Source organism: Moraxella lacunata, from assembly GCF_002027545.1.
GTDB classification, from domain to species: domain Bacteria; phylum Pseudomonadota; class Gammaproteobacteria; order Pseudomonadales; family Moraxellaceae; genus Moraxella; species Moraxella lacunata.
In genome coordinates this window covers 1-12,519 of the sequence record NZ_MXAN01000069.1, presented here as the reverse complement: position 1 = coordinate 12,519, position 12,519 = coordinate 1, and the positions used below count along the sequence as shown (strand labels likewise).

11 protein-coding genes are annotated in these 12,519 nt (G+C 43.9%); 5 read left to right on the top strand and 6 right to left on the bottom strand.

Annotation, left to right across the window (positions count from 1 at the left end; translation table 11 throughout):
* Positions 1 to 531: 531 nt before the first annotated feature.
* The 3 genes from B5J94_RS09945 to B5J94_RS09935 all read right to left on the bottom strand — a co-directional run bounded on the left by B5J94_RS09945 (position 532) and on the right by B5J94_RS09935 (position 3,344).
* Positions 532 to 1,563, bottom strand: coding sequence for a hypothetical protein (locus B5J94_RS09945; protein ID WP_062500359.1), 1,032 nt, complete (start codon positions 1,561 to 1,563; stop codon positions 532 to 534).
* A gap of 321 nt (positions 1,564 to 1,884) precedes the next feature.
* Positions 1,885 to 2,724: a glutamate racemase gene (gene murI / locus B5J94_RS09940; protein WP_062500358.1), complete on the bottom strand. Its 840-nt coding sequence runs from the start codon at positions 2,722 to 2,724 to the stop codon at positions 1,885 to 1,887.
* 14 nt (positions 2,725 to 2,738) lie between these two features.
* A complete protein-coding gene (locus B5J94_RS09935) occupies positions 2,739 to 3,344 on the bottom strand; it encodes a DUF1285 domain-containing protein (RefSeq protein WP_062500356.1) in 606 nt (201 codons plus the stop codon).
* A gap of 419 nt (positions 3,345 to 3,763) precedes the next feature.
* Here B5J94_RS09935 and B5J94_RS09930 point away from each other — a divergent pair, with 419 nt between their 5' ends.
* The 4 genes from B5J94_RS09930 to B5J94_RS09920 all read left to right on the top strand — a co-directional run bounded on the left by B5J94_RS09930 (position 3,764) and on the right by B5J94_RS09920 (position 7,532).
* Complete coding sequence (locus tag B5J94_RS09930; protein ID WP_062500354.1) at positions 3,764 to 5,434, top strand: electron transfer flavoprotein-ubiquinone oxidoreductase; 1,671 nt, start codon at positions 3,764 to 3,766, stop codon at positions 5,432 to 5,434.
* A gap of 151 nt (positions 5,435 to 5,585) precedes the next feature.
* A complete protein-coding gene (locus B5J94_RS15045) occupies positions 5,586 to 6,155 on the top strand; it encodes an aminotransferase class I/II-fold pyridoxal phosphate-dependent enzyme (protein ID WP_265734268.1) in 570 nt (189 codons plus the stop codon).
* Complete coding sequence (locus B5J94_RS15040; RefSeq protein ID WP_255216934.1) at positions 6,149 to 6,688, top strand: aminotransferase class I/II-fold pyridoxal phosphate-dependent enzyme; 540 nt, start codon at positions 6,149 to 6,151, stop codon at positions 6,686 to 6,688. Before B5J94_RS15045 ends, B5J94_RS15040 begins: the two co-directional genes overlap by 7 nt.
* 301 nt (positions 6,689 to 6,989) lie before the next feature.
* Positions 6,990 to 7,532 (top strand): glutathione peroxidase, encoded by a 543-nt coding sequence (locus B5J94_RS09920; protein WP_062500352.1) that lies wholly within the window; start codon positions 6,990 to 6,992, stop codon positions 7,530 to 7,532.
* 560 nt (positions 7,533 to 8,092) lie between these two features.
* Here B5J94_RS09920 and B5J94_RS09915 read toward each other — a convergent pair.
* Positions 8,093 to 8,422, bottom strand: a complete 330-nt coding sequence (locus tag B5J94_RS09915) for an eL24 family ribosomal protein (RefSeq protein WP_228144580.1) — start codon at positions 8,420 to 8,422, stop codon at positions 8,093 to 8,095.
* Positions 8,423 to 8,612: 190 nt separating this feature from the next.
* Here B5J94_RS09915 and B5J94_RS09910 point away from each other — a divergent pair, with 190 nt between their 5' ends.
* A complete protein-coding gene (locus tag B5J94_RS09910) occupies positions 8,613 to 10,283 on the top strand; it encodes an NAD+ synthase (RefSeq protein ID WP_062501554.1) in 1,671 nt (556 codons plus the stop codon).
* 140 nt (positions 10,284 to 10,423) lie between these two features.
* Here B5J94_RS09910 and B5J94_RS09905 read toward each other — a convergent pair whose 3' ends face one another.
* Positions 10,424 to 11,701 (bottom strand): ammonium transporter, encoded by a 1,278-nt coding sequence (locus tag B5J94_RS09905; RefSeq protein ID WP_062501592.1) that lies wholly within the window; start codon positions 11,699 to 11,701, stop codon positions 10,424 to 10,426.
* Between the two features lie 41 nt (positions 11,702 to 11,742).
* Positions 11,743 to 12,081, bottom strand: a complete 339-nt coding sequence (locus B5J94_RS09900; RefSeq protein ID WP_062501594.1) for a P-II family nitrogen regulator — start codon at positions 12,079 to 12,081, stop codon at positions 11,743 to 11,745.
* Positions 12,082 to 12,519 lie beyond the last annotated feature (438 nt).

Here is a 12,519-nt window from a genome sequence, read left to right as displayed (position 1 = left end):
ATTAAATCTCTTTCCAAACTAAAAATAAACCCTTATAAGTATTGGGGTTGAAGTTTTTAAAAATCCATAAAAATCAGGATTTGGAAAGAAGTCTATTAAAAACACACAACCAAGATACAACCACTTCATCCTAACAAAATTTTGGCAGTGATGTCATCTGTTTTGTGTTAAATTTTGTATCTTAGATTTGTATCTTTGAGCATGATTTCTTGGATTTTGCTCACTTTTCGAGCCTTGCAACCCATTCTTTTGGCTAAGCCATGTCAATTTAATGTGCCTTAAATATACCATTTGGCCAGGGCAATCGCACTACAAAATTTTACATGAAATTGATTAAAAATCAAGCAAATTTAGTATTTATAGTTAATTTTATCTAAATATATTTTTAATAAATTATTCAAAATATAATTGGTTTGGTGAGTTTTTAAATAATTTGTGTCTAAAAATTGCCAATTTCTTCAAAAACATAATTTTATTTGCTAAAAATTAAATATAGTGCGATTGCCCTGCCATTTGGCAATGCTATTTTAGCTATTTTATGTTGGATGTTTTGTCAGTGGCTTGCCACATGGAGCCTTGACCCACAGGCTCAATCCATCCTGCCAACTCCAACTCATCTAATATCCACAGCACATCAGCTTTGACCACCTGCACTCGGCTGACGGCATGGATGTCAGGATACTGTCTTGCCACGATTTGACTGGCAAGATTCTTATCAACATTATCATTTAAGGCACGTCCCAACCCTTGCTCAGAAAATGGCATGACCACATTGGCAAGCATGGTAACGATGTTTCGCCAGCGTAGCGGGATGACAAAGGACACTTCGATGAGCGTGCCACCCCGAAACGCATGGGCGGTGCAACTTACCAAAAATTCACTGTCTAGTGCCAATGCGGGCTTTAAGGCGGCATGCAAATCAGCATCTGTCTTGGCGTGAGAATGAGATGTAGATTTGGTCAGATGGGATTGGGCAGGAATACTAGACGCCCCAATCTTTTGAGCATCACTGGGTGCAGAAATTTGCTTCTGAGTGGCGGGCTTGGCATGCTTTGGGGGCTTAGACAGCAACGCATTTCTGACGCTCATGCCTGCCATTTGCCATCCTTGAGATTTGTCAAAATCCAACGCATTAAAAGCAGTTTCAAGCAGTTTGGGCAGATTGGTATTATCATCAAAATAATGCACCGCCTGCCCCGATTGCGACTCCAATACCCCCACAAAGTCAATCAGCCGATTATTGGCAGGTTTGTTTAGCACGTCCGAATGCACAAAAATGAGCATGGGCTTATTTTTGGCTTTGGCATTGGTATAGCTGACATGGAGCTGACTGACCCCTGATGCGTTGGTGCTACCATAGTGATTGCCCACAAGCAGGAGCACCACATCGGCAGAGTTGATACAACGCCAACTATAACTGGCAGATTCAGCACGGGCAATTACCAAGTCTTTGGTTAAAAAAGCCCGACTTTCAAAGAATATCGCCACATCATCTTGGGCAGTAACCAACAGCGGGTCATCAGCAACACAAGCGACATGAACATGATAACGATGATTTGACACAAAAACCCCAAGGCTAGTAGTAAGTAGTTAAGGATATTGCTTTTATTGGCAACCACACGTGACATTGCCATTCATCTTTCTTATCCATACGCTCAAATGGCAATCCCTTATTATAAAGAATTTTCATCAAAATAAAAATATCCATACCACCCAAAACACATCAAAAAATCAAAAAATAACATAAAAGCACAAAACCCGTTAAAATTGCCCTGTTTTTTGATACATTTTTTGATATTTTGCCAATTTTGACAATGAAGTGTTTGGCGTTTAGGGTGTGCCTGCCACTGATAACATTTTAAATCAATTTTTGTACAAAAAAGCTCACTCTTGGTATTCGATCAGCTCAATAAATGGTTCACCGCTTAACTTCTCGGCGGTGGCAAGCAAATCATCATCTAAGCGTGTGGCATACAACTGCATGGGGGTGGTGTTTGGCGTGGGGCTTGCGATATTAAAAAAATCAAGCAAGGATTTGACCCGTTGGGCGATTGCCAGTCCTGAATCAATCAATTGCACGTCCAGATTTTCTTTTTGTATAAAGGTCTGCAAAAACCCCTTAAAAAACGGGTAATGCGTACACCCCAGCACTATCACGTCCACGCCCATGTCCGCCCATTGTTTAGTTTGTCTAATGAGTAGGTTTGCCACTTGACTGTCAATCGGCATACCGCTCTCCACCCACGGCACCAAGGTCGGCTCAAAATGCTTATGCACCATGACCCCTTGTGGCATGGCAACGTCAGTAATGACATCGTTTAGTAGATAGCCATTTAAAGTCGCCCGAGTGGCGAGCACGGCAATTTGGCGGGTTTTGGTCAGGCTACACGCAGGTTTGACCGCAGGGACAAGCCCCACAATCGGCACGCTACACCGCTCACGCAATGCTTTTAGGGCATGGGCGGACGCACTGTTACAAGCGATGACGATGAGTTTACAGCCCCGTTTGCACAGCCGTGCCACCGCTTGCAAGGTCAAAAGCAAAATCTCATCGCCCGATTTGCCCCCGTACGGCACGTTGGCGGTGTCGGCATAGTAGATAAAGCGTTCGTTTGGCATGAGTGTTTTTAGGTGTAGATACACCGACAAGCCCCCCACCCCCGAATCAAATACGCCAATCGGGGCGGTAGGGTCATCTTTAAAATCAGGGTGCTGGTTTATCATATTGTTTAGTTTTTCTAATTAAAATTTGGGGCAACCACACGGTGCGTTTTACCGCCACTTTGCAAGGTCAAAATCGTCTGCCCCTGCTCATCTGACAGCTCGCCAAGCTCTATTAAATGATAAAACACATTACGCCCAATGCGAGCGGTTAGGTTAAAACGGGTGTCTATATACAGCCTATCATCCGCCACGTCATCACGCACCACGGTTTTAAAATACAACGGCTCATCATCAAGCACAATGCTATCGCCGTTGGTCGTGCCAAACACTATCCATTCATCGCCATTTTTGGTAACTTTATCCACAGTATTGATGAATAATGGCGTGTCTATTACGGTAATTTCGTATTTGTCCGTGGGTGTTTTTAAAAAGTGGCGTTTTTGCTCGCCGTCCCCGTCCGCCCACAACACGCTGGCGAACAAATCCACAAGCGACTGCCGAGCGATTTTGACCCCGTCATGATACCACTCGCCATTGTCATCAATGACAATGTCAAAAGGCGTTATCGTCTCGGGTGTCCATTTATCCAGCGGTGGAATTTTGCGTTCATTACCAAGGGCTGTGATAAGTTTGGTTAAGTCGTTGCTTTTATTGGAATTTTTATCTGTGTTATCCGTCATTATCCTTGCCTTATCATTTAAAAGAAGTGTTTAATTTTGCCTAAATTTTTATAAAAAAGCAAATAAATTTTAAGGATTTAAAAAGCACAACAAATCACATTTGCCAAGATTTTAACCTTTTTATTCATTTAACTTTAAAATGCACGCCTTGCCAATCTCTCCAACGGGCGTGTTCAACACGCCCCTACACAACCCATGGTAAATATCAGGTTCGCTAGGTGTATCTACCCCAACAACTTTTTATAACCGTACCAGTCATGATTTTATCAAAAATAAGGGCATAATTAACTTGCCTAATTTGATAAGATTGGTAAAATATACCATTTATAATTATTTGATTTATCAAACATTGTATTTGATAATCATTTGTTTTTTAGCCATTACAAGGTTTCACCTTAAACAGCCAAAAAGGAAACACCATGCAAGAGATACAACGTGAGTCAATGGAATTTGACGTGGTCGTGGTCGGTGGTGGCGTATCAGGTCTGTCCTGTGCCATTCGCCTAAAACAGCTTGCCATAGATGCAGGACTTGATGGATTTATGGTCTGTGTTGTGGAAAAAGGCTCAGAGTTCGGAGCCCATATCCTATCGGGAGCGGTCATGGAAACCCGTGCCTTGGACGAGCTGTTCCCCGATTGGCAAAACATGAATGCCCCAATCACGGTCAAGGCAACCGAAGACCGTGTGTATATGCTCCCCAACGCCAAAAAGGCGGTCAAATTGCCAAGCTCGGTTGTCCCTGCCAGTATGCACAACGAAGGCAACTACATCGTCTCGCTTGGCAATGTGGTTCGCTGGCTTGCCGAACAAGCCGAAAGCATGGAGATTATGCTATTCCCCAACTTTACCGCCAGTGAAATTCTCTACAACGCTGACGGCTCGGTGCGTGGTATCCAAACAGGCGACATGGGGGTCAATGCCAAGGGTGAGCCTAAGCCGTCTTTTGAGGCAGGTTATGAGCTTGTTGCCAAATACACCGTCTTTGCCGAAGGCTGTCGTGGGCATTTGGGCAAGCGTCTCATCAGCCGTTTTCATCTTGACAAGGATAAAGACCCCCAACATTATGGCATTGGACTAAAAGAGCTGTGGGAGATTGACGCTGATAAGCACGAAGAAGGCGTGATTTTGCACGGCTCGGGCTATCCCTTAAATGACACAGGGGCAACTGGCGGTTGGTGGCTGTATTTTGCCGAAAACAATCAAGTGAGCTTTGGCTTGGTGGTGGATTTGTCTTACTCCAATCCGCACCTATCGCCCTTTGATGAATTACAACGCCTAAAACTACACCCCCTTATCCGCCCTATCCTAGAAGGGGGCAAACGCCTGTCCTATGGGGCAAGAGCCTTGGTCAAAGGCGGTCTAAATAGTCTGCCCAAGCTGACCTTTGCAGGGGGTGTACTGGTGGGCGATGATGCAGGATTTTTAAACCCTGCCAAAATCAAAGGCACACACACGTCCATGAAGTCGGGAATGCTCGCTGGTGAGGCGATTTTTAAGGCAATCCAAGACGGACGGCAACACGATGAAGTGAGCGAGTATCAGACCAATTTTGAAAACTCGTGGCTGTTTGATGATGCCAAATCCGCCCAAAACTTCTCGCCTGCCATGCACCGCATGGGAACGTGGCTTGGTGGGGCGTTTATCTTTGTGGAGCAAAACTTGTTAAGCGGTAAAATGCCACTCATCATTCATGACAACAGTTATGATTTTGCCCAATTAGACAAAGCCGACCACGCTTACAAGCCTGATTATCCAAAACCTGATGGCAAGCTGACCTTTGACAAATTATCCAGCGTGTTTATCTCAAACACCAATCACGCCGAAGACCAACCCTGTCATCTAAAATTGACCGACCCAAGCGTGCCAATCACTAAAAACCTACCGCTCTATGGCGAACCTGCTCGCCTGTACTGCCCTGCGGGGGTGTATGAAGTGGTGGCAGATGAGAATGACCCGAACGGAGCAAGGTTTGTCATCAACAGCCAAAACTGCGTACATTGCAAAACCTGCGACATCAAAGACCCTGCTCAAAACATCACATGGGTAACGCCTGAGGGCGGTGGCGGGCCGAATTATCCGAATATGTAATGATGACAAATAAAGGACGTAAATCGTCCTTTATTTTTTGTTGCTTTATCCTTGCTTTTATGGCAATATAATTTTATTTTTGTAAGGAGCTTAGCATGTTCTCACGCCGTTCTTTCTTAAAATCAGGCGGTGTGTTGGTCTTGCCAGTACCATGCCTGCTTGTGCCAAAATGTCTATTACACCAACCATTACAGCGTTTGCACCAAGCAAAGATACGCCATTACTGCTAAATTTTAATGAAAATTCGCTCGGCATGTCGCCCAAGGCAAAAAAGGCGATTTTAGACAGTTTGGACTTATCCCTTCGCTATCCTGACAGCCAACGTGAAGCCTTGGTTGATGAGCTTGCCCGTGTCAATGGCGTGAACACCAATCAACTCTCTATTGGTAATGGCTCATCCGAGAACATTCAGGCATTCGTGCAAGCGATTTACACCCAAGCTCTACAAAACAAACAAGCCTTTCAGCTTGTCGTGCCAGACCCAACCTTTAACTATGCCGAACTGCACGCCAACGCTCTTGGGGCTAAGGTGGTAAAAGTCCCTGTCAATGCAAAAGATTTTGGCTTTGACATTGCCAAAATGCAAAAAGTCGCCAACGACTTTGACGGCGTTACGCTGTTTTATCTGTGCAATCCCAACAACCCCACAGGTACGATTACGCCCAAAAATACGTATCACATTGGGTCAATAACGCCCCAAAAAATCACTATTTCTTGCTAGATGAAGCTTATGGCGAATATGTCGCCAACCCCAATTTTGAAAGCGGTTTGGCATTTATCAAACAAGGCAATCCCAACGTCTTGGTTGCCAAAACTTTCTCAAAAATCTACGCCCTTGCAGGACTGCGAATCGGCTATGCCATTGGCTCAAAAGAGCTAATTGAATTGACTGAGCGTTTTATGTCGCTTGACAACACCAACCTGTCAGGAGCGGTGGCATCGTTGGCATCACTACAAGACACCGAATTTTTGGAATACAGTCGCTTGTCAAACCTACGCTCTCGCCAAATTGTAGAGACCGCCCTAAAAGAGCTTAAATTAAAATATGCCGAATCAAATGGCAACTTTATTTTCCATGAGATTAAAGGGGATGTCAAAACCTATCAAGAGCGTATGAAAGAGCGTCATATCTTTGTCGGACGTGCATTTCCGCCCATTGACGGCTACAACCGTCTAACGCTTGGCACACCCGAAGAAATGGTAGCATTTGTTAAAGTATTAAAAGAATTTCGCAAAAAAAAGGGGTGGGTGTAACCTTAACCGACCGTTTTTTGACATCAGCCCAGTTTCTCCGACCAATTTTTAGCTTTGAGAAACTGGGCTTTGATTATTTAAAAAAACTAAACAAAATGCTTGTTTATTGATATTAATCAATCAGAATTACTCACCATTATTATTAATTTTTCCTAATCAATCCATTGATTTTTACAAATTTTACTTTCCAAAAAATTATATATAATAGTCTTATGGGTTTGTATACTCTTGTCCCATTTTGATAGATTACATGATGGTTTTTGCAATAATTTTTGGCACACTTTTAAGGATGCGTTAAGCGATGTCAATTCATGATTTTTTGGTAACAGGCATTCACGGTAAAGAAATTCAACTCAGCGATTTTAGGGGTAAGACCTTACTCATTGTCAATACTGCCACCCAGTGCAGTCTAACACCCCAATATGACGAATTAGAAGCACTGTATCAAAAGTATAAAGACAAAGGCTTGGTAATTTTGGACTTTCCCAGCAATGAATTTGGGCAAGCGGTCGAAGACAATGAAGAAATTGCTAAGTTTTTGGCAGAGCATTATCAAGTCAGCTTTCCTGTGTTTGCCAAAATTGACATCAATGGCAGTAACACCCATCCTTTGTACCGCCACCTAAAATCCCAAGACAAAGATGAGATTGGCAATAGCAGATACGAAGTATTGCTTGAAGTGATTGCAGAAATTAACCAAACTCGCACAGGCGATGACATCAAATGGAACTTTACCAAATTTTTGGTGGATGCTGATGGTAACGTGGTGGCACGTTTTGCCCCCACCATCGGTGCCAAAGAAATGGAACACATCATCCAGCAGGAACTTGTGGATGCCGCTTAATGGTCAGTTGATGATTGATATTGGGGCATGCCCACCATTGATAGCATTTGATAAATAAGACTTCAATCTCAACTTGAAATCCTAACTTATTGATTATCCTATAATAATTTTTTGGGTTGTAGGGGCGAATTGCAATTTACCCTTGATAAATCAAGCACTTATATAAAGTTGAGAATGGGGTAAATAAGGTAAAAATTTAACGTTCTAAATCAATTTTTGCATGAAAAATAGCCATTCGACCACTTAATTTAAAAAATTAAATTAGGGCGTGTTGAACCTTTATAACACTATTTACAATCTTTATAACACTATTTACAATATAGAAATATTTTAGAAATAAAGTAATGTTTTTGCATGAAAAATGGCTAAATCTGGTTTTCCATCGTCAAAAACTTGTCTGATAGAATGACTATCAGCCTGCGTTTTTTCCTTGAAAAACGGGCGATTTCCCCTATTTTTCATTGCAAATACAAAAGTTCAACACGCCCTAAAATCTTAAAAATTTAGCCAGTTAAGTGGTCGGATTGTTTTTTTAAACCACCATCCATCTCTAAACGTCTTTAATCATCATCCAATGGCTTTTTGGTGGGCAGACCATCATAGTCATCATCGGCTTGATAGACATCGCCACGAAAATACGCACTTTGATGTTCGTCATTACAAAAGAAATACTCCCGCCCATCGCCTGCCACATCCATCTGTAAAATACCCCGATAGGTGGCAAGCTCATGCCCACAATAATCACATCGTCTGATACCAACATCATCGCCTGCTTTTGGAAAAAAGTGCTTGGGCGGTTTTGGATACATGAATTTAAAGAAGATTTTCATCACAATGGCGATGATGATAAGATTAATTAAAAAAGCAAACATGGCAAACGTCAAAGTCACAAAATAATGCCTACTATATCACAAAAATAGGCGATAGTGTGCTATACTAAGTTGATTTGTCTAGATTGGTTTTAATTGGTTTTATACAAACATCAAGCTGATTTGACAAATCAAACTCATCATTGCCTGCCGATAAACATGGATTGACGACAGGCGATAACCATCAATACACTTTACTGGATAATTACAAATGTCAATACAAGAAAATTTTAGCGAAATTAGCACCCCAAACGGTACGATTACTTTTGCCATCATGCAGACAAATTTTTGGGTGGGCGACATCAAGGGTAACGTGGGCAAGATGAAAGCCCTTGCCCTAGATGCCAAAGCTCGTGGGGCGGACGTTGTCATCTTTCCTGAGCTGGCACTCATCGGCTATCCGCCAGAAGATTTGCTACTGCGTCCTACCTTGGCTGAGCGTGTCAAGATTGCCATGAATGAACTTGCCAAGATAGACGGCATTGTCACCATTTTGGGCTATCCACACGTGGACAATCACGGCACGTTTAACTCGGCGGCGATATTACAAGGTGGCAGTCAAAAAGGCTTTTATCACAAACAATGCCTACCAAACTACGGCGTGTTTGATGAAAAACGCTACTTTAAAAAAGGTCGCAATCAAGTCTTATTTGACTACAAAGGGCTGACCATCGGACTACTTATTTGTGAAGACATCTGGCACGAAGCCCCCATCAAAGCACTCAAAGATGAAGGGGCAGAAATGGTGGTCGTGCTAAATGCGTCCCCCTTTGAAGTCGGCAAGCAAGCCGAACGTAAAGCACTCATCGCTCGCCAATCATCAACGCACAAACTACCCATCATCTATGTCAATACCGTCGGTGCCCAAGATGACATCGTCTTTGACGGTGGCTCTATCGTCAGTCAAGCCGACGGCGAGATTGCTCACGAAGGGGCGAGATTTTTAAATCAGCTAATTATGGCAACCTTTGATGCATCAAGTGGACGCTTTGACACCCAAGCCAAACCGCCACTTGACTTATCCGAAGAGTCACAAATCTACCAAGCCTTGGTCGTTGGTTTGCGTGATTATGTCAATCGCTCAGGCTTTAAGGGCGTGATTGTCGGACTCTCGGGGGGCATTGACAGTGCCTTGACCCTTGCCATCGCTGTGGATGCATTGGGTGCAGATAAAGTCTATGCGGTAATGATGCCTTATGAATATACATCACAGATGAGTCTGGATGATGCCGCTGCCCAAGCCGCCCGTCTCAACGTCTCTTATACCATCTGCCCCATCCATGATGCCGTGGCAGGACTCAAATCCACGCTCGCCCCACTCTTTGCAGGGGCAGCCCCTGATGTTACCGAAGAGAACCTGCAAGCTCGGGCAAGGGGTGTGATACTCATGGCTCTATCCAACAAATTTGGACACATGGTCATCTCAACTGGCAACAAATCAGAAAATGCAGTCGGCTACTCTACCCTATATGGCGACATGGTTGGCGGATTTGATGTGCTAAAAGACGTCTACAAGACCGACGTGTACCGCCTAGCCGATTATCGCAATCGCCTAGAAGACAACCCTGTCATTCCTGAGCGTGTCATCACTCGCCCGCCATCGGCTGAGCTACGTCCCGACCAAAAAGACCAAGACAGCTTGCCTGATTATGCCCTGCTTGATGCCATCTTGAAGATGTACATCGATGAAGATTTGGGCTACAAAGCCATCTGTGCGGCAGGTTTTGACCCTGAGATCGTTGAACGTGTGCTGACCATGGTAGATAGAGCCGAACACAAACGCCGTCAAGGGGCAATCGGCACTAAGATTACCAAAAAATCCTTTGGGCGTGAACGCCGTTATCCGCTAGTCAATGGCTGGTCGGTAACGGGCGAGTTTTAAGGTTTTTAATACCTAATTAATTGCAAAACCGTCAAATATTGGCGGTTTTGTTTTATCAAAATAAAAAGATTATGTTAAATAAACCCTTTGGAAAAACCCTTTGGAAAAAGCAAGGACGCATTATGCCCTTGCTTATCGATTTAGCTAACTTTCTCGCCATGAATGGCTAGGTCAAGTCCTTGATACTCAGCTTCATCATCAACACGCAGTTCCACGGTCTTTTTGATTGCCATACCAATGATAAAAGTTACCACCGCCGAATATACTATGGTTGCCAGCACCCCTTCGGTTTGTAACCACAGCTGTGTCAGTAGGCTCTCATGCCTCACATCAGGGTATAACTCTCGGCTAATAAACACGCCAGTTAATACCGCCCCAATGATACCGCCCACGCCATGCAATCCAAAAGCGTCCAGCGTATCATCAACGCCCAGTCGTTTTTTGCCATAATGTATCATTGCAAAACAGCCCAATGCCGTCAGCATGCCTATCGCCATCGCCCCTGATACGCCCACAAATCCTGCCGCTGGCGTGATACCCACCAAACCTGCCATCGCCCCTGATGCACCGCCCAGTGCCGATGCCCGTCCACGCACCACATATTCACACAACAGCCACGTCAATAACCCCATCGCCGCCGCCACCTGTGAGACGATGATTGCCATCGCTGCCACCCCATCTGCCGCCAGAGCCGAACCACCGTTAAAGCCAAACCACCCTACCCACAACAGCCCTGCACCGATTAAGGCATAGACAAGGTTGTGCGGAGCAAGGTTGGCTCGCCCATAGTCTTGGCGTTTGCCAAGCAGATGTGCCAACACCAAACCACCCACACCAGCATTGATATGGACAACCGTCTCACCGGCAAAGTCCAACGCATCGCCCGTCAGCCAGCCACCGCCCCACACCCAATGACATACTGGCACATAGACGAGCAGTACCCACAAGCCCGAGAACAATAAAAATGAGCCAAATTTCATCCGCTCCGCCAATGACCCCGCCAAAATCGCCACCGCAATCACGGCAAACGTCATCTGAAACATTATCCACAACGCCAAAGGAATGTCGCCACTACGCTCGGCAATACCCACCCCAGAGAGCATGACGTGTGCCGTACCACCGATAAACCCTTGCAAAGCACCGCCATCACTAAATGCCAACGAATAACCAATCATCACCCACAGCACCGACACCACCGCTGTCGCCCCAAAGCTGTGCATCATGGTTGATAAGATATTTTTCTTACGCACCATGCCAGCATAAAACAACGCCAAACCCAGCAAGGTCATCATTAGCACCAACGCTGTGGTGGTCAGCACCCATGCACTGTTGCCATGATTGATGCCGTCATCAGCTTGGGCGGTTGTGGCAAGTAACAACAGCCAACCGATTTGCCATTTGTTTGCTAAGATTTTCATAGTTACCCCTTATTAAATTGCCAATCTATCAATTCACCCAGTCACAGCGCCTGCTCATTCATCTCGCCGGTGCGAATGCGTATCACCTGCTCTAACGGCATGATAAAAATCTTACCATCGCCGATATGATCTGTCTGTGCCACACTCATGATAGCTGCCACCACACTTTGCACCATGTCATCACTGACGGCGATGTCTAAACGAATTTTTGGCAAAAAATCCACCACATACTCCGCCCCACGATACATCTCGGTATGCCCTTTTTGACGACCAAAGCCCTTGACTTCGCTAACCGTCATGCCTGTAACGCCAAGCTCTGACAGGCTCTCACGCACCATATCTAATTTGAATGGCTTTAACACCACGCTAATCATTTTCATAAGATTATCCTATTAGTAGATAATTAAAAATTATAAGTTGGACATAGTATGGCAAATTTTCTTCCAAATGAAAAACGATTTATTTTGATAAAAAAGAATTAATTTATAAGTTTTTATTTATATATCATTAGTATAAATGATAATTTGATGATTGGTTGGGGTAAATGAATGAAGACAGACTATTTTTAAAAGATTATGTTAATAAATTTTAAAAACATTAAAATCAACATACAGATTACCCATAATCTATAAGACGAATGGCAATTCAACCTTGCAGAGAGTATCAATTTTTAGGTTTTATGGTCAATTAACCCCAATTTGCACCAATGCTAAATTTAAAAAATTTATTTATCGTATGGTAAAGTGCGTACCACACATCTTTTAAATGAAAAATCCTATTGGTGCGTGATACACACCTTTGTATATCTCCAATGAGTT

Bases quoted from the DNA above. Each gene is read 5' to 3' on its own strand.
- B5J94_RS09905 (WP_062501592.1), bottom strand. From the start codon at position 11,701: ATGAAAATCTTAGCAAACAAATGGCAAATCGGTTGGCTGTTGTTACTT.
- murI (WP_062500358.1), bottom strand. From the start codon at position 2,724: ATGATAAACCAGCACCCTGATTTTAAAGATGACCCTACCGCCCCGATT.
- B5J94_RS09900 (WP_062501594.1), bottom strand. From the start codon at position 12,081: ATGAAAATGATTAGCGTGGTGTTAAAGCCATTCAAATTAGATATGGTG.
- B5J94_RS09935 (WP_062500356.1), bottom strand. From the start codon at position 3,344: ATGACGGATAACACAGATAAAAATTCCAATAAAAGCAACGACTTAACC.
- B5J94_RS09920 (WP_062500352.1), top strand. From the start codon at position 6,990: ATGTCAATTCATGATTTTTTGGTAACAGGCATTCACGGTAAAGAAATT.
- B5J94_RS15045 (WP_265734268.1), top strand. From the start codon at position 5,586: ATGCCTGCTTGTGCCAAAATGTCTATTACACCAACCATTACAGCGTTT.
- B5J94_RS09910 (WP_062501554.1), top strand. From the start codon at position 8,613: ATGTCAATACAAGAAAATTTTAGCGAAATTAGCACCCCAAACGGTACG.
- B5J94_RS09930 (WP_062500354.1), top strand. From the start codon at position 3,764: ATGCAAGAGATACAACGTGAGTCAATGGAATTTGACGTGGTCGTGGTC.